Origin of the sequence: Bradyrhizobium sp. CCBAU 051011 (assembly GCF_009930815.1) — a bacterium.
Taxonomy (GTDB): Bacteria; Pseudomonadota; Alphaproteobacteria; order Rhizobiales; family Xanthobacteraceae; genus Bradyrhizobium.
The window spans coordinates 3190109-3207526 of sequence record NZ_CP022222.1; the positions used below are offsets into that span (position 1 = coordinate 3190109).

General features: G+C 62.6%; 18 protein-coding genes. 15 read left to right on the top strand and 3 right to left on the bottom strand.

The window, feature by feature from the left end:
* Nucleotide 1: 1 nt before the first annotated feature.
* From ACH79_RS15030 to ACH79_RS15055, 6 genes are all read left to right on the top strand, one after another.
* Nucleotides 2-1459: a hypothetical protein gene (locus ACH79_RS15030; RefSeq protein ID WP_161851730.1), complete on the top strand. Its 1458-nt coding sequence runs from the start codon at nt 2-4 to the stop codon at nt 1457-1459.
* On the top strand, nt 1456-2508 hold the full coding sequence (locus tag ACH79_RS15035; RefSeq protein ID WP_161851731.1) for an acyltransferase: 1053 nt from the start codon (nt 1456-1458) through the stop codon (nt 2506-2508). Before ACH79_RS15030 ends, ACH79_RS15035 begins: the two co-directional genes overlap by 4 nt.
* Before the next feature lie 58 nt (nt 2509-2566).
* Nucleotides 2567-3394, top strand: a complete 828-nt coding sequence (locus tag ACH79_RS15040; protein WP_161851732.1) for a sterol desaturase family protein — start codon at nt 2567-2569, stop codon at nt 3392-3394.
* Between the two features lie 137 nt (nt 3395-3531).
* Nucleotides 3532-4032 (top strand): pilus assembly protein N-terminal domain-containing protein, encoded by a 501-nt coding sequence (locus ACH79_RS15045; protein ID WP_161851733.1) that lies wholly within the window; start codon nt 3532-3534, stop codon nt 4030-4032.
* Between the two features lie 164 nt (nt 4033-4196).
* Entirely contained in the window at nt 4197-4730 is a 534-nt protein-coding gene (locus ACH79_RS15050) for a TadE/TadG family type IV pilus assembly protein (protein ID WP_161851734.1), read from the top strand.
* Nucleotides 4731-4749: 19 nt separating this feature from the next.
* Nucleotides 4750-5322: a TadE/TadG family type IV pilus assembly protein gene (locus ACH79_RS15055; protein WP_246738540.1), complete on the top strand. Its 573-nt coding sequence runs from the start codon at nt 4750-4752 to the stop codon at nt 5320-5322.
* 137 nt (nt 5323-5459) lie between these two features.
* Here ACH79_RS15055 and ACH79_RS15060 read toward each other — a convergent pair whose 3' ends face one another.
* The 3 genes from ACH79_RS15060 to ACH79_RS15070 all read right to left on the bottom strand — a co-directional run bounded on the left by ACH79_RS15060 (nt 5460) and on the right by ACH79_RS15070 (nt 7690).
* A complete protein-coding gene (locus ACH79_RS15060) occupies nt 5460-5672 on the bottom strand; it encodes a cold-shock protein (protein ID WP_002714433.1) in 213 nt (70 codons plus the stop codon).
* 270 nt (nt 5673-5942) lie between these two features.
* Nucleotides 5943-6230, bottom strand: a complete 288-nt coding sequence (infA, locus tag ACH79_RS15065) for a translation initiation factor IF-1 (RefSeq protein WP_057838523.1) — start codon at nt 6228-6230, stop codon at nt 5943-5945.
* A gap of 23 nt (nt 6231-6253) precedes the next feature.
* On the bottom strand, nt 6254-7690 hold the full coding sequence (locus tag ACH79_RS15070) for a DEAD/DEAH box helicase (RefSeq protein ID WP_161851736.1): 1437 nt from the start codon (nt 7688-7690) through the stop codon (nt 6254-6256).
* A 528-nt stretch (nt 7691-8218) separates the two neighbouring features.
* On the opposite strand from ACH79_RS15070, the gene urtA reads away from it, so the two are divergent.
* The 9 genes from urtA (at nt 8219) to ureC (ending at nt 17379) form a co-directional block, all read left to right on the top strand.
* Nucleotides 8219-9535: an urea ABC transporter substrate-binding protein gene (gene urtA / locus ACH79_RS15075; protein WP_161851737.1), complete on the top strand. Its 1317-nt coding sequence runs from the start codon at nt 8219-8221 to the stop codon at nt 9533-9535.
* 258 nt (nt 9536-9793) lie between these two features.
* Nucleotides 9794-11329, top strand: a complete 1536-nt coding sequence (gene urtB / locus ACH79_RS15080) for an urea ABC transporter permease subunit UrtB (protein ID WP_161856366.1) — start codon at nt 9794-9796, stop codon at nt 11327-11329.
* Nucleotides 11326-12492 carry an urea ABC transporter permease subunit UrtC gene (gene urtC, locus ACH79_RS15085; protein WP_161851738.1) on the top strand — a complete coding sequence of 389 codons (1167 nt, stop codon included), beginning with the start codon at nt 11326-11328 and terminating at the stop codon, nt 12490-12492. The genes urtB and urtC overlap by 4 nt, the downstream gene beginning before the upstream one ends.
* A gap of 4 nt (nt 12493-12496) precedes the next feature.
* Nucleotides 12497-13258, top strand: a complete 762-nt coding sequence (gene urtD, locus ACH79_RS15090; RefSeq protein ID WP_161851739.1) for an urea ABC transporter ATP-binding protein UrtD — start codon at nt 12497-12499, stop codon at nt 13256-13258.
* Nucleotides 13259-13261: 3 nt separating this feature from the next.
* Nucleotides 13262-13957, top strand: a complete 696-nt coding sequence (gene urtE, locus ACH79_RS15095; RefSeq protein WP_057858344.1) for an urea ABC transporter ATP-binding subunit UrtE — start codon at nt 13262-13264, stop codon at nt 13955-13957.
* Nucleotides 13958-14000: 43 nt separating this feature from the next.
* Nucleotides 14001-14837, top strand: coding sequence for an urease accessory protein UreD (locus ACH79_RS15100; RefSeq protein WP_161851740.1), 837 nt, complete (start codon nt 14001-14003; stop codon nt 14835-14837).
* Between the two features lie 43 nt (nt 14838-14880).
* Nucleotides 14881-15183 carry an urease subunit gamma gene (locus ACH79_RS15105; RefSeq protein WP_057838531.1) on the top strand — a complete coding sequence of 101 codons (303 nt, stop codon included), beginning with the start codon at nt 14881-14883 and terminating at the stop codon, nt 15181-15183.
* Between the two features lie 9 nt (nt 15184-15192).
* Nucleotides 15193-15498: an urease subunit beta gene (locus tag ACH79_RS15110; RefSeq protein WP_161851741.1), complete on the top strand. Its 306-nt coding sequence runs from the start codon at nt 15193-15195 to the stop codon at nt 15496-15498.
* A gap of 165 nt (nt 15499-15663) precedes the next feature.
* Entirely contained in the window at nt 15664-17379 is a 1716-nt protein-coding gene (gene ureC / locus ACH79_RS15115) for an urease subunit alpha (protein ID WP_161851742.1), read from the top strand.
* Nucleotides 17380-17418: the final 39 nt, after the last annotated feature.

Sequence of the window (17418 nt, forward strand, 5' to 3'; positions counted from 1 at the left end):
CATGAGCATCGAAGCGGAGGCGATCCAGAAGGAGAAAACCTTCAGCCTTGCCGACGTTCCGGCATGGCTGTGGCTCGGCATCGGCATCTACGCGCTGTTGCTGGTCCGCGGCGGGGCGCTTCTGAACGATTCCGATACCTACTGGCAGATCGCCGTGGGACAGTGGATCCTCGACCATCAAGCCTTGCCGCGCGTCGACATCTACTCCTTCACAAAGACCGGAGAGTCGTGGACGTCGTCGTCCTGGCTGGCGCAGGTGCTGTATGCGGTGAGCTACAATCTGGCGGGCTGGACCGGGCCGGTGGTTCTCGCCGCGAGCTCAATCGCCGCAACCTTCGCGTTGTTTGCCCACATTCTCGGCCGCCGCATCTCCGCCGGCTATGCGATCATGGTCGCGATCGCGGCGCTGGTGCTCTCGATGGGACATTTTCTGGCGCGCCCGCACGTGCTGGTGCTGCCGATCATGCTGGCCTGGGCGTACGGGCTGATGTCGGCAAGCGAGCGCGGTCAGGCACCGTCGGCATTGCTGTTGCCGTTGCTGGCGTTGTGGGCAAACCTGCACGGCGGGTTCGTGTTCGGCCTCGTGCTGGTCGGCGCGTTCGCGCTGGATGCGCTGTGGAATGCCGAGCGCGCGCAGCGCAGGTCGGTGACGCTGCGCTGGGCAGCGTTCGGCGTCGGCGCGCTGCTGGCCTGCTGCGCCACGCCTTACGGTTGGGGATCGATCCTCGCCGCCCGCAGGATCCTGGATCTCGGCGAACTCCTGCATCTGATCTATGAATGGATGCCGGCGGACTTCAGCAAATTCGGCGCGTTCGAGATGGCGATCCTCATGCTGATCGCCGGCGCGCTCCACGGCGGCGTCAAGCTCACGCCGCCGCGGATCGCGCTGGTGCTCGGCCTGCTGCACATGGCGCTGTCGCATGTCAGGAACGTCGAAATCTTTGCGCTGCTGCTGCCGATCGTGGTGCTCGCACCGGTGGCCTCGCAGTTTGCGCTGCGGCCGGCTTGGTCTGCCCGCACCGGTGCCCCGATGTCCGTGGTGGCGGCGGTAATCGCCCTGCTCGGTGGCTGGACGTGGCTGCTGGCAGCCAACACCGCTTTCGCGCCACCCCAAAACCATTCGCCGGCGGCGGCTGTCGATGCGCTGATGGCGCATAATCCGAAGCGGGTTCTCAATGATCTCCCGTTCGGCGGCTATCTGATCTGGCGGCAGATCCCGGTCTTCATCGACGGGCGTGCCGAGCTCTACGGCGAAGCCTTTGAGATGGCCTATTACCGCGCGATGCAGCTCAAGGACGTGAACGAGCTCCTGAATATTCTCAACACCTGGCAGATCGATGCCGTGCTGCTGACGCCCTTCACGCCGGCGGCCAGCCTGCTTGATCACACCGCCGGCTGGCGGCGCGTCTACGCCGATGGCAACGCGGTGTTGCACGTCCGTACCGCCGGCACGCCATGACACGGCGCAACCAGTCGCTGGATCTTCTGCGCGGCGTGGCCATCCTGCTGGTCGTCCTGGTGCACTGCCAGGAAGAGTCTACCGGCGTCGTTCCCGGCCTGACCTGGTTTGCCAAGAACTACGGCGGGCTCGGCGTCCAGCTCTTCTTCATCATCAGCGGCTATACGATGATGCTGACATTTGGCGACAGGCTCGATCTGGCCGCCGCCCGCTCGTTCTATATCCGGCGTTTCTTCCGGATCGCGCCGCTGTTCTGGGTCGCCATTGTTTTTTATCTGCTGGCGACGCGCGGCCGCGGCATCACGAACTTTGCGCCGGACGGCGTCGGCGTGAGCGAGGTGCTGCTGACATTCCTCTTCCTGCACTCGTGCAGCGTCACCGCCTACAATTCGGTCGTTCCGGGCGGCTGGAGCATTGCGGTGGAAATGCAGTTCTATCTGCTGTTTCCGCTTCTGATCTATCTGTTCCGCCGCCGCAACGGCGCCACGTTGTGCTACGCGTCGATCGCACTTGTGAGCGTTATCGGACAATTGGCCGTCGAGCCCTATCTGATTCCGCGGCTGGCGGCGTCGCTGCCCGCCAGCCAGGCGTATCTGGCTGAGGGCGTCTTCACCAGCTGGCTGCCGCGCCAGGTGATCTGCTTCGGCTTCGGTATCCTGCTGTATGACTATATCGAGCTGAAGAACAGGCCGACATTCGCCGTGCTGCTTCTGCTCGGCGCTGCGCTGATCGTCACGCCGCAGGGCGCCGAAATCGCGCTGCTGGCTGCATTCGCGTTCGGTGTCCTGATCTCGAACGTCTCGCTGTCGTGGATGACGGTGCTGGGACGTCACTCCTACGCCATCTATCTCGTTCATTTTGCCGTGGTGTCGCTGATAGCCGGACTGGTCCCGGTGGGCCTGGTGCCGCTGTTCCTGCTGGTCTCCGCCGTGTCACTGGCATTCAGCTATTATCTGATCGAGCCCCGGATCGAGCGTCCCTTCAACCGGCTGGGCCACGCATTGGCGTCGGCCGGCGGTGCCCCGAAAGCCGTCGTGACGACCGCCTGAGGCCGCCGACGGCCGTCCAAACTGGCGGCGAGGCGGGGATTCTGCTACGCCGGTCGAAATGAACCTGCCGACCGAAATCGTCGAAATGTTCGGCCAGACCTTGGCCAAGGTGGTGCCCGTCACGATCGCGCTGGCGCTGCTGTTCTCGCTACTTTCGCATTTCTGGGCCTGCAATCCCGGTAAGCCCTGGTGGCGCAAGCGCGAGCTTGTCACCGACATCTGCTACTGGTTCCTGGTGCCGCTGTTTGCGCGCGTGTTCCGCATCGGGCTGCTCGTGCTCGGGGCCGCCCTGCTGTTTGGAATTCGCGATGCCGACGAACTGATCGCCTTCTACGACAACGGCCACGGCCCATTGTCGACGCTGCCCTTGTGGCTGCAGGCGATCCTGTTCCTGGTCGCCGCCGATTTCATCATGTACTGGCTGCACCGCATGTTCCATGGCGGCGGGTTCTGGAAATACCATGCCATCCATCATTCCTCGGAGGACGTTGACTGGATCTCGGCGGCGCGCTTTCACCCCGCCAACCTGCTGCTGGGGACCATCGGGGTCGACGTCGCGCTGCTGCTGGCCGGCATTTCGCCGGGCGTGATGCTCTGGCTCGGGCCGTTCAACATCTTTCATTCGGCCTTCGTTCACGCCAACCTCAACTGGACGCTCGGGCCGTTCAAATACGTCGTGGCGACTCCGGTGTTTCACCGTTGGCACCACACCGCCCGCGAAGAGGGCGGCGATACCAATTTCGCAGGCACCTTTCCGCTCTGGGACCTCCTGTTCGGGACCTTCCGGATGCCGAAAGACCGCCTGCCGGAGCATTATGGCGTCGACGACCAGGTCTCGTTTCCCCGCGAGATCGTCGGGCAGCTGGCCTACCCATTCCGCAAGTAGGTAAATGGCGGATTTCTTGCCGCCGGGCGGCGGCCTATTTGCCCTTTGTTCATGAATTGTCGTCAGATTCACCCTGTCGGGCGCCGGTTCCGCTGTGTATCCGCCATTGCCGGCATGTTGATGCCCCGGGGTAGAGTATGTCGTTCAAGTTTCCGCGTATTCGCGCACGCGCGCGTTTTGGATTGCGTTCGCTCGTTGCAGGAATCCTGCTGTGGCCGGCCGTCTGCCTGGCCTCGCCCGATCCCGACCGCATAGCCGTCTATGTCGATCAGGCGAAGCTTGTGAAGCTTCCTGCCAAGGTCTCCACCATCGTGGTTGGAAACCCGCTGATTGCGGACGTGACGCTGCAGAGCGGCGGCATCGTCGTGGTTACCGGCAAGGGCTACGGCGCGACCAACTTCATCGCCATGGACCGCAACGGCGAGGTGCTAGTGGATCGCCAGATCCAGGTCGAGGGCCCGTCCGATCAGCTCGTCACCGTCTACCGCGGCGTTGATCGGGAGTCCTATAGCTGCATGCCGATCTGCCAGCGCCGCGTCACCCTCGGCGACGGCGTGAACTACTTCCAGACCGCAATCAGCCAGGCCGGTTCGCTCTCGGGCCAGGCTGCGGGAGCCGCGGCGGCTGGCATCAGGTGAGTCTGTTGCGGTAGAGAACCCGCCGGCAATCTCCGGCGGGCTCGCGGCAGGGTTAAGAGACGGTTGACGCAGCGGGTCGTTCTGGCTGGATCGGCCGAAACAATTCGACAATCAGTTTCGGATAGATTTTTGCGGCAATCCCCTCGCGATCTGAGGTCTCGTCGATGCCGCCCTCCACACCGCCCAAGCCAAACATTCTGCGCCGGTTTCGTCACAATCGAAGGGGCACGGCCGCCGTCGAGTTCGCGCTGGTCGCGCCGATATTCTTCGGCGTCCTGTTCGCGATCATCGAACTGGCGCTGGTGTTCTTTGCCAGCCAGATTCTCGAAACGGTGACGCAGGATACGTCGCGTCTGATCTTGACCGGCCAGGCGCAGAACTCCTCCTTCACCCAGGCGCAATTCAAGAACGCCGTTTGCGCCAAGCTCACCATCATGTTCGACTGCGTCAACGGCATCTCGATCGACGTGCAGAGCTACAAGGCGTTTTCCAGCGTCAACGTTTCCGACCCGATCGTTGCGGGAAATTTCGTTCCTCCGAACAATTATCTGCCGGGCGGACCCGGCGACATCGTCGTCGTGCGGCTGTTCTACAAATGGCCGCTGTTCGTCACCGGCCTCGGCTTCAATGTCGCGAATATCGGCCTAAACCAGCGGCTGTTGACGGCGACCGCCGCGTTCCAGAACGAACCTTACTAGGGCCAAGGTAATGAAACCGATGAGCACAATCTGGCTTCGCATGCGCCGCCAGGCATTCGAGTTGCGGGGCAACAACAGCGGTGTGGCGGCCGTCGAATTCGCCATGATCATTCCGCTCATGGCGATGCTGCTCGTGGGAACCAACGAGTTCTCGGCCGGCGTCGCCATCGACCGCAAGGTGACGATCATGGCGCGCACGCTGTCGGATCTGACGTCCCAGAACGAGAAGGTCACCGATGCGCAGTTGACCAACTTCTTCAATGCCAGCAAGGCGGTCATGACGCCTTATGCGTCGGCTCCGGTGGAGGGGACGATCACCGAACTCTGGATCAATCCGACCACGCTGAAGGCGCGGGTGCAGTGGAGCAAAGGCGCCAACGCGCACTCCGCGGGCGACATCATCGAGATTCCGGAGGCGCTCAAGATCGCCGGCACCTACCTGATCTACAGCGAGGTGAAATACAAATATATTCCCAGTGTCGCCTGGTTCCTCAACAAGGCGAATGGCATCACGCTGAGCGATGTCACCTTCACCCGTCCGCGCCAGTCGCTTTGCGTGATGTACAACACCACTGTCTGCGAACAGAAATGAGACGCCTGCGCCGGGCGAACTGCCGGGAAAATTATGAGATGAAAAAGGCCGCGCCATGGGCGCGGCCTTTTGATTTATTCGGCTGAATTGTTCAGCGGCGGTCTTCGGGACGCTGTCGCATGCGACCCGAAAATCGCTTATCCGGCGGCGCGCAGATTGTCGGCCGAAGATTTGCCAGAGCGGCGATCTGCCACGATTTCGTAGGAGATCTTCTGGCCTTCACGCAACGTTCCGAGGCCGGCACGCTCGACAGCGCTGATGTGCACGAACACGTCATTGCCGCCGTCATCCGGCTGGATGAAGCCATAGCCCTTGGTTGCGTTAAACCACTTCACGGTTCCCATGCTCACTGGGGTAGTCCCTTCTCAGATATACAAGTCGTAGCCCACCCTTCGATGGGCTGGTGAGATCGAATTTTTGGAAGGGTCGTCAGCGTCTAAACCGGCTGTACCGGTGGATAGCTAATGTCGTCCGGCCGAAAATCGATGGCTAATATTATTCGATAGTAGTGGTCAAAACAATCCTGACGTGCACGATTTTTTGATTCGGTCGGCCAGCCGGCCGCGACCGCGCACGATATGAGCGTATCGGGCGCGTTTTCGCAGATGTTAAGGAATCATTTACCGGCGACGGAACTGTCCGCCGCGCGGTGGCGCACCGCGTGGGGCGCCGGGATTGCTGGGACGCTCGTCCTTGTGACGGAAGATCAGGCGTCCTTTCTCCAGGTCGTAGGGTGACATTTCGATCGTGACCCGATCGCCTGCGAGCGTCTTGATCCGGTTCTTCTTCATCTTGCCCGCGGTATAGGCAACAATCTCGTGTCCGGCATCGAGCTGCACGCGATAGCGCGCGTCGGGAAGGATTTCGGTCACCAGTCCTTCGAACTGGATCAGCTCTTCTTTAGCCATGGTGGTCTCCAGGTCGATCGAGGCTAGCGCTGCGGTCGGTGGCTACGGTTCGGTTGATTATTCGGACGGCTCTCGCGATGCAAGAAGGCAACGCCTTGAATGCCTTCGCTGTGGCCGACGTGCGGCTGACGCGGCGACTCATGCCGGTTCGGCTGCGGCGCGGCATTATTACCACCACCGCGGCGTCGTCGGCGAGGGCCTTTTGACGGTTGCTGCTCATTGGAACGGCCGGCATGGGCGCGCGGCGCGGACCGCCCGTTCCGGTGCTGGGCAGAGTGATGCGCGGCTGCCGGAGCGGCGTCGCGGCCCCCCGGCGTGCGGCGGTCTTCCCGCGGCAGCGCAATACGGATCAGCCGCTCGATGTCGCGCAGATAGCCCATCTCCTCGGCGCCCGCGATCAGTGAGATCGCGACGCCTTCCCTGCCAGCGCGGGCAGTGCGGCCGATGCGGTGGACATAGGTTTCGGGAACGTTGGGCAGGTCGAAATTCACGACGTGGCTAATGCCGTCGACGTCGATACCGCGGGCGGCGATGTCGGTGGCGACCAGGGTGCGGATCTCGCCGGAGCGGAACGCCGCCAGCACGCGTTCCCGGTGGTTCTGCGACTTGTTGCCGTGAATGGCGTTGGCCTCGATGCCGGCCTTGGCCAGCACCTTCACCACCTTGTCGGCGCCGTGCTTGGTGCGGGTAAACACCAGCGCACGGTCGACAGGTTCCTGCTTCAGGAGCTGCGCCAGCACCGCCGGTTTGGCGGCGAAATCGACCTGGATGATGCGCTGGGCGATCCGGTCGGCCGTCGAGGCCACCGGCGTTACCGCTACCCGCGCCGGGTCGCGCAGCATGGATTCGGCGAGTTCCGCGATATCCTTCGGCATGGTGGCCGAGAAGAACAGCGTCTGCCGCTTGATCGGCAGCTTGGCGACGACTTTGCGGATGTCGTTGATGAAGCCCATGTCGAGCATGCGGTCGGCTTCGTCGAGCACCAGGAACTCGACCTGGTTCAGCTTCAGCCCGTTGCTCTGGACGAGATCGAGCAGGCGGCCGGGGGTGGCCACCATCACTTCCACGCCCTGCATGACCGAACGGACCTGCCGGCCCATCGGCACGCCGCCGATCGCCAAGGCCGAGGTCAGGCGGATGTGCCGGCCATAGGCGTTGAAGCTGTCGAGGATCTGGCCCGACAATTCGCGGGTGGGAGACAGCACGAGCACGCGGCAGCTCTTCGGCTGCGGCCGGACACGGTTCTCCATGATCCGGTGCAGGATCGGCAGCGCGAAGGCCGCGGTCTTGCCGGTTCCGGTCTGGGCGATGCCGACGACGTCACGGCCGGTCATTGCGATGGGAACGGTCTGGGCCTGGATGGGCGTGGGCGTGTGGTAATTTTCTTCCTTGAGTGCACGCGAGATGGGATCGGCGAGGCCGAAATCCTGAAAGGAGGTCAAAAGGATGGTTCTTTCCATAAAAGAGCAGGCGCCCGGCGGTGTCAGCCAGGGAGCGCGCGAGTGTGTCAGAGACACCCGCGTGTTTGGGGCGTCGGTTTTGCTAGCTGAAGGGGGCAAGCCAGAAACCGCAAAACGGGATCAGAACACGCGGCTCGCAGGGACCTGATGATTCTCTAGGTCACGCGGATCATATGGAGCAGTTGCACGGCGCTTTCAAGGTGAATTCCGCGCCTGTCGCCCGCGCGGTTAAGGAAACCGATCGTGTGCCGCGCGTCAGCTCCAAACGACCAAAATTCGTGCAAGAAATTTAGCCAAATTGCGACTTTTGCATAAAAAATAGATAGTTTGCCGCCAAAGCATACATTTTTGCAGTCCAATAAATAGGCATATCTGCTTTCAACGCTTTTCGCATAGCCGGAAATTCCGAGCGATTATAGGGGCTTATCCCGTACTAAAGCCGTGGCATGGTTCTTGCGATTCCCTTAACGCAGGCGGCCGTGGGGCCGTTCGCAGCGTTAAACGCCTGCGTCAGGGAGATGACATTTCATGCTTACAAAATTGACTCACGAGATAGCGACGCTGAGCCGCCGCCGCTGGCTGGCGGCCACCGCCGGCCTGGTTCTGGGTCTGGCGGCGTTCTCGAACGCCAAGGCACAGGAGACCATCAAGGTCGGCGTCCTGCATTCGCTCTCCGGCACCATGGCCATCAGCGAAACCACGCTGAAGGACACCATCCTCTTCCTGATTGAGGAGCAGAACAAGAAGGGCGGCGTGCTCGGCAAGAAGCTCGAAGCCGTCGTCGTCGACCCCGCGTCGAACTGGCCGCTGTTTGCCGAAAAGGCCCGCGAGCTGATCACCAAGGACAAGGTTTCGGTCGTGTTCGGCTGCTGGACCTCGGTGTCCCGCAAGTCCGTGCTCCCGGTGTTCAAGGAGCTGAACTCGATCCTGTTCTACCCCGTGCAGTACGAGGGTGAGGAGAGCGAGCGCAACGTGTTCTACACCGGTGCAGCGCCGAACCAGCAGGCGATCCCCGCGGTCGACTACCTGATGAAGGACGAGAAGGTGAAGCGCTGGGTGCTGGCCGGCACTGACTACGTCTATCCGCGCACCACCAACAAGATCCTCGAAGCCTACTTGAAGTCGAAGGGCGTCAAGCAGGAAGACATCATGATCAACTACACGCCGTTTGGTCATAGCGACTGGCAGACGATCGTGGCCGACATCAAGAAGTTCGGCTCGGCCGGCAAGAAGACCGCTGTGGTCTCCACCATCAACGGCGACGCCAACGTTCCCTTCTACAAGGAGCTCGGCAACCAGGGCATCAAGGCGACCGACATTCCGGTTGTCGCGTTCTCGGTCGGTGAAGAAGAACTCGCCGGCATCGACACCAAGCCGCTGCTCGGCCATCTCGCCGCCTGGAACTACTTCCAGTCGATCAAGTCGCCGGAGAACGAGAAGTTCATCAAGGCGTGGCAGGCCTACACCAAGAATCCGAAGCGCGTGACCAACGATCCGATGGAAGCCCACGTCATTGGTTTCGACATGTGGGTCAAGGCGGTCGAAAAGGTGAAGTCGACCGATCCGGACAAGGTGATCGACGCACTGCCCGGCATCGAAGCCAAGAACCTGACCGGCGGCACCTCCAAGATGCTTCCGAACCATCACATCACCAAGCCGGTGTTCATTGGCGAAATCAAAGCCAACGGCCAGTTCGACGTGGTGTGGAAGACCCCGGGCCTGGTGGCCGGCGATGCCTGGTCGAAGGAGCTCGACGGCTCCAAGGACCTGATCGGCGATTGGGTCGGCAAGAAGTGCGGCAACTACAACACCAAGACCAACAAGTGCGGCGGTCAGGGCTCCTGATCTCGATCTGATCCGACAGGATATGATCTCGATCTGATCGATCTGATCCGAAAGGATCATGATGCCTGACTTGCAACAAAAAAACTTCCAATAAACTTCCAAGAGAACTTGAACTAGAAGCAAGAACGGAGAAGGCGGCGATGCCGCCGCCTTCTCCCCACACTCCTGCCGGGGCGTATCGTGTCTGCCAATTTCCTTGACCGTTTTCGCGCGGTTCTGCTCGCCATTCTGCTCGCCGCTTCCTTTGCCGTGCCGGCGATGGCCGGTCCGTTCGAGGATGCGGTCGCCAAATTCGCCAACGATGATTTCTCCGACACCGACGAGGCGATCGGCGCAGTCGCGACCTCGGGCAATGCGCTCGCCTTTCTCATCATCAGCGCGCTGCAGGACGGCCGTCTGTCGGCCGATCCCGACACCAAGAAGGTTTTCGTCACCGGCGCCGACGGCAAGATCATCGACGCCGCGACCGGCGCGGCCGTCGACAAGCTGCCCGACAATGCAGCTGCCGTCCGTCTCAACAACCGCCTGCGCCGCGCTGTGGAGGCTGCGCTCGGCGGCCTGACGCTGTTGTCGCCCGATCCCGCCAAGCGCATCGCCGCCGCGCAGTCGGTCTTCAAGAGCCACGACGAGAATGCGTTACCCGTGATCGACGGCGCACTGGCCAAGGAAACCAACAAGGCCGTCAAGGCGGCCTTCACCGAAGCCCGCGCCGCCATCCTGCTCTACAAGGGCGATGCGACCGAGGTGGAAAAGTTAGAGGCCGTCGCCATCGTCAAGGCGAAGGGCGACCAGGAAGCGATGGCTCTCCTGACCGGGCTTGGCAGCGATGTGCCGCCCAATGTCGCGCGCGCCGCGGCCAGCGCGATCGCCTCGATCCAGAGTAATCTGCAGATGTGGTCGATGGTGCAGAACGCCTGGTACGGCCTGTCGCTCGGCTCGGTGCTGCTGCTTGCCGCGATTGGGCTCGCCATCACCTTCGGCGTCATGGGTGTCATCAATATGGCCCATGGCGAGATGGTGATGATCGGCGCCTACACCACCTTCGTGGTGCAGGAGGTCATCCGCACCCGTTATCCCGGCCTGTTCGACTACTCGCTACTGATCGCGGTACCGCTGGCCTTCCTGGTGGCCGGAGCGATCGGCGTCCTGATCGAGCGCGGCATCATCCGCTTCCTCTACGGCCGCCCGCTGGAAACGCTGCTGGCGACCTGGGGCCTCTCACTGGTGCTGCAGCAGGCCGTGCGTACCATGTTCGGTCCTACCAACCGCGAGGTCGGCAATCCCTCCTGGATGAGCGGCGCGTTCGAACTCGGCCAGATCACCATCACCTACAACCGGCTCTGGATCCTCTGCTTCACGCTGGCGGTGTTCGTCATCCTGCTGGCGATGCTGCGCTACACGGCGCTCGGGCTCGAGATGCGCGCGGTCACTCAAAATCGCCGCATGGCGGCGTCGATGGGCATCGCTACCTCGCGCGTCGATGCGCTGACCTTCGGCCTCGGTTCGGGCATTGCCGGGATCGCGGGCGTGGCGCTGTCGCAGATCGACAATGTCAGCCCCAATCTCGGCCAGAGCTACATCATCGACAGCTTCATGGTGGTCGTGTTCGGCGGCGTCGGCAATCTCTGGGGAACGCTGGTCGGCGCCTTCACGCTCGGCATCGCCAACAAGTTCCTGGAGCCGGTGGCGGGCGCCGTGCTCGGCAAGATCGCCATTCTGGTGCTGATCATCCTGTTCATCCAGAAGCGTCCGCGCGGCCTGTTCGCGCTCAAGGGCCGGGCGGTGGAAGCATGACGCCGCATGTCCTGACGCGCTCGCTGGACCGCAGCGCCACCATATTCCTCGTCATCGTCGCGGCGCTCGGCGTGCTGATCCCGCTTTCCAACCTTCTGATGCCGGCCGGCTCGGCGCTGCAGGTGCCGACCTATCTGGTCGCGCTGTTCGGCAAATATGCCTGCTACGCGATTCTCGCGCTCTCGATCGATCTGATCTGGGGCTATTGTGGCATTCTCTCGCTCGGCCATGGCGCGTTCTTCGCGCTCGGCGGCTACGCGATGGGCATGTACCTGATGCGCCAGATCGGCAGTCGCGGCGTCTACGGCAATCCGATCCTGCCCGACTTCATGGTGTTCCTGAACTATCCGCAGCTGCCCTGGTACTGGCACGGCTTTGATATGTTCTGGTTCGCCGCGCTGATGGTGCTGCTGGTCCCGGGTCTCCTGGCGTTCTGCTTCGGCTGGCTCGCCTTCCGATCTCGCGTCACCGGCGTCTATCTCTCGATCATCACGCAGGCGATGACCTACGCGCTGCTGCTGGCGTTCTTCCGCAACGATTTCGGCTTTGGCGGCAACAACGGCCTGACCGACTTCAAGGACATTCTGGGCTTCAATGTGCAGGCCGACGGCACCCGTGCGGCCCTTTTCGCATTGAGCTGCCTGGCGCTGATCCTCACCTTCCTGATCTGCCGCGCGGTGGTCACCTCCAAACTCGGCAAGGTGCTGATCGCGATCCGCGATGCCGAATCGCGCACGCGCTTCCTCGGCTACCGCGTCGAGTCCTACAAGCTGTTCGTGTTCACACTGTCGGCCTGCATGGCCGGTGTCGCCGGTGCGCTCTACGTGCCGCAGGTCGGCATCATCAATCCGAGCGAATTCGCGCCGGGCAATTCGATCGAGGCGGTGATCTGGGTCGCCGTTGGCGGCCGCGGCACGCTGGTGGGCGCAGCCCTCGGCGCCGTCGTCGTCAATTACGCCAAGACCTTCTTCACCTCGGGCCCGCTTGCGCCGTACTGGCTGTTCATGCTGGGCGCGCTGTTCATCCTGGTGACGCTGCTGCTGCCGAAGGGCATCGTCGGCACCTTCAGCGCCTGGCGGGAGTCCCGCAAGGCGACGGAAGCGGCTAATGCCGAAAGTGCCGCGCTCGAGGACGGCGTCGGCGAACCGAAGCCCGCGGAGTAAGCGCATGAGTGTCATGGAGGGAAGGACCACTTCGGCGCTGCTCTATCTCGACGGCGTGCACGTCTCGTTCGACGGCTTTCACGCCATCAACAATCTCTCGCTGACGCTCGAGCCCGGCGAGATGCGCGCCATCATCGGCCCCAACGGCGCCGGCAAGACCACGATGATGGACATCATCACCGGCAAGACCAAGCCGGACGAGGGCACGGTGCTGTTCGACGGCATGACCGACTTGACGCGTCTCGATGAGACCCGCATCGCCGAACTCGGCATCGGCCGCAAATTCCAGAAGCCGACGGTGTTCGAGAGCCAGACCATCGAGGACAATCTGCTGCTCGCGCTCAATGTCGATCACAGCGTCAAGGGCACGCTGTTCTGGCGCGGCAACGGGGTCGAATCTGAGCGGATCGACCGCGTGCTGGAAACCATTCGCTTGACCAATGCCCGCAATCGTCTGGCAGGAAGCCTGTCGCACGGCCAGAAGCAGTGGCTGGAGATCGGCATGCTGCTTGCGCAGGATCCAAAACTGCTGCTGGTCGACGAACCCGTCGCGGGCATGACCGACGTCGAAACCCATCAGACCGCGGAGCTGTTGAAGGAAATCAACAAGGAAAAGACGGTCATGGTGGTCGAGCACGACATGACCTTCGTCCGCGAGCTCGGCGTCAAGGTGACCTGCCTGCACGAAGGCACGGTGCTGGCCGAAGGGACCATCGATCAGGTCTCGTCGAACGAGCGGGTGATCGAAGTGTATCTGGGGCGCTGATCCATGCTGAAGGTCGACAACATCAGCCTTTACTACGGCGCGGCGCAGGCGCTGCGTGGCGTCTCGCTGTCCGCCGAGCCGGGCAAGGTGACTTGCGTGCTCGGGCGCAACGGCGTCGGCAAGACTTCGCTGCTGCGCGCCCTCGTCGGGCAATATCCGATTGCGGGCGGCTCGATCACGCTCGAAGGCAACGACATCACCGGCTTGAAGCCGTACGAGCGCGCACGGCGCGGCATCGGCTTCGTGCCGCAGGGCCGCGAGATCTTTCCGCTGCTGACGGTGGAGGAAAATCTCAAGACCGGCTTCGGCCCGCTCAAGCGTGACGACCGCCATATCCCCGACGACGTGTTCTCGCTGTTTCCCGTGCTGAACACGATGCTGGGCCGGCGCGGTGGCGACCTCTCCGGCGGGCAACAACAGCAACTGGCGATCGGCCGCGCGCTGGTGATGCGGCCAAAGCTGTTGCTGCTCGACGAGCCGACCGAGGGCATCCAGCCGTCGATCATCAAGGACATCGGCCGCGCCATCTCCTATCTGCGCAGCCTCGGCAACATCGCGATCGTGCTGGTCGAACAATATCTCGACTTTGCCTGCGAGCTCGGCGACAATTTTGCTGTCATGGACCGCGGCGCGGTGAAGTTTGCCTGCGACCGCTCCAACCTCGATCCCGCCGAGATCAGCCGCCAGATGGCGCTGTGAACCTCGTGTATCGGGGTGCGTCGTAACGTCGTTTGGGGGACGGATGCAGGCCGAAACTGCGCGCGGGACTTCAGCCACCTTCGCGGCCAACCGGGCACAGGGCGCGGTTCGGTTCGGCGTGCATCTTAACGACGGTGTCACGCGCCGCGGCGACCTGCATGAATCCGGCTCGCTGCGCGTGCGGTTTCCTTCCCCTGAAGCAGAAGGGCTGTCGGGCGTGTTCGTCAACACCGCCGGCGGAATCGCAGGCGGCGACCGCTTCGATATCGATATCGCGGCAGGCGAGGGGGCACGGCTGACGCTGACGACGGCGGCGGCCGAGAAGGTCTATCGCGCGCCCGGCGCTGCTGCTCAACTGAGCATCGCCCTGAAGGCCGAGGCCGGTGCGCATCTCGCCTGGCTGCCACAGGAGACCATCCTGTTCGACCGTGCGCGGATCATCAGGCGGATCGATATCGACCTAGCCGAGGACGCTTCGCTTCTGCTTTGCGAAATCGTGGTGTTCGGCCGCGCGGCGATGGGCGAAACCATGCAGCATGGCGAATTCGTCGATCGCTGGCGGCTACGCCGCGGCGGTCGCCTCGTGTTTGCGGAGACCGTTCGGCTCGATGGTGACATCGGCGCGAAACTGGTGCGACCTGCCGTTGCGAAAGGCGGTGCAGCTATTGGTACCGCGCTGATTGTGCCCGGCGACGAGACCATCGTGGAGCGGATCCGCGAGGCATCGGAGACATTCGGCGGCGAGGTCGGCATCTCCTGCTGGAATGGATTTGCAATGGCGCGCTTCTGTGCCCAAGATGCGGCGCGGCTGCGTGCCGACATGATGGCGGTGCTTGGCCGTGCCAGCAGCACAGCGCTGCCAAGACTTTGGCTAAACTAAAGGCTGTGGCTCAACTAGGTCTATCAATTACCAGAGTGCTCGCATGAATCTCTCCCCCCGCGAAAAGGACAAGCTCTTGATCTCGATGGCGGCCATGGTGGCGCGCCGCAGGCTCGAGCGCGGCGTCAAGCTCAACCACCCCGAGGCGGTCGCAATCATCTCCGATTTCATCGTCGAGGGCGCGCGCGACGGCCGCACCGTCGCCGAACTGATGCAGGCCGGCGCCCAGGTCATCACCCGCGCGCAGTGTATGGACGGTATTCCCGAAATGATCCACGACATCCAGGTCGAGGCGACATTTCCCGACGGCACCAAGCTCGTCACCGTGCATGAGCCGATCCGATAGGAGCACCAGATGATCCCCGGCGAACTCTTCATCAAGGACGGCGAGATCGAGCTCAACGCCGGCCGCAAGACGGTGACGCTTACCGTCGCCAACTCTGGCGACCGTCCGATCCAGGTCGGCTCGCACTACCACTTCTTCGAAACCAACCCGGCGCTGAAATTCGACCGTAGACGCGCCCGCGGCATGCGTCTCGACATCGCCGCCGGCACCGCGGTCCGCTTCGAACCCGGCCAGACCCGCGACGTCCAACTCGTCGCCCTCGCCGGCAAACGCACCATCTACGGTTTTCGCGGCGAGGTCATGGGCAAGCTGTGATCTGCAGGGACGCGCTGTGATCTATGGTGAGGTGAGCACACTTCTCAGGCTCCCGCCCCCTTGCGGGGTCCGAGGCGAGCGAAGCTCGCTCTCGAGGTTGGGGAGAGGGGTGGCCACGAGTCGCAATGTCGATGATTGAATTCAGATTGAAGGCTGGAGTCTGACATGTCCGTAAAAATCAAACGTAGCGTCTATGCCGACATGTTCGGGCCGACCACCGGCGACAAGGTGCGCCTCGCCGATACCGATCTCATCATCGAGGTGGAAAAGGATTTCACCACCTATGGCGAGGAGGTGAAGTTCGGCGGCGGCAAGGTGATCCGCGACGGCATGGGACAGTCACAAGTCACCAACAAGCAGGGCGCGGCCGATACCGTCATCACCAACGCGCTGATCGTCGACCACTGGGGCATCGTCAAGGCCGACGTCGCGATCAAGGAAGGCATGATCAGTGCCATCGGCAAGGCCGGCAATCCCGATATCCAGCCCAATGTGACCATCGTCATAGGCCCCGGCACCGACGTCATCGCGGGGGAGGGGAAAATCCTCACCGCCGGCGGGTTCGACAGCCACATCCATTTCATCTGCCCACAGCAGATCGAGCACGCGCTGATGTCCGGCGTCACCTCGATGCTCGGCGGCGGCACCGGTCCCTCGCACGGCACCTTTGCGACCACCTGCACGCCGGGGCCCTGGCACATGGGCCGGATGATCCAGTCGTTCGACGCGTTCCCGGTCAATCTCGGCATATCAGGCAAGGGCAACGCCGCGCGCCCGGCCGCGCTGGTCGAGATGATCAAGGGCGGCGCCTGTGCGCTGAAGCTGCACGAGGATTGGGGCACCACGCCGGCGGCGATCGACAACTGTCTCGCGGTGGCAGACGATTACGACGTCCAGGTGATGCTGCATTCGGACACGTTGAATGAGTCAGGTTTCGTCGAGGACACGGTAAAGGCATTCAAGGGCCGCACCATCCACGCCTTCCACACCGAAGGTGCCGGCGGTGGCCACGCGCCTGATATCATCAAGATCGCCGGGCTGAAGAACGTGCTGCCGTCCTCGACCAATCCGACGCGCCCCTTCACGCGTAACACCATCGACGAACATCTCGACATGCTGATGGTCTGTCACCATCTCGATCCCTCGATCGCGGAAGATCTGGCGTTCGCCGAAAGCCGTATCCGCAAGGAGACCATTGCGGCCGAAGACATCCTGCACGATCTCGGCGCGCTCTCGATGATGTCGTCGGACTCGCAGGCGATGGGCCGGCTCGGCGAAGTCATCATCCGCACCTGGCAGACCGCCGACAAGATGAAGAAGCAGCGTGGCGCGCTGCCGGAGGACAAAGGCAACGACAACGACAATTTCCGGGTCAAGCGCTACATTTCGAAATACACCATCAACCCCGCCATCGCGCACGGCGTGTCGAAACTGATCGGCTCGGTGGAGAAGGGCAAGCTCGCCGACCTCGTGCTGTGGTCGCCGGCCTTCTTCGGCGTCAAACCGGATTGCATCATCAAGGGCGGCTCGATCGTGGCCGCCCCCATGGGCGATCCCAACGCCTCGATTCCGACGCCGCAGCCGGTGCACTATCAGCCGATGTTCGCCGCCTACGGCAAGTCGCTGACGGCATCCTCCGTGGTGTTCACCTCGAAGGCCGCGATTACCGGTGGGTTGGCGCGGAAACTCGGCATCAGCAAAACACTCTATCCGGTCAAGAATACCCGCGGTGGCATCTCCAAGAAGAGCATGATCCACAACGGCGCTACCCCCAAGATAGAGGTCGATGCCGAGACCTATGAGGTGCGCGCAGACGGCGAGCTTCTGACATGCGCGCCGGCAGAGGTGCTGCCCATGGCGCAGCGCTATTTCATGTTCTAAGGTCCTCCCCGGAACTCAAGCCAGAACAAAAGTCCGGGA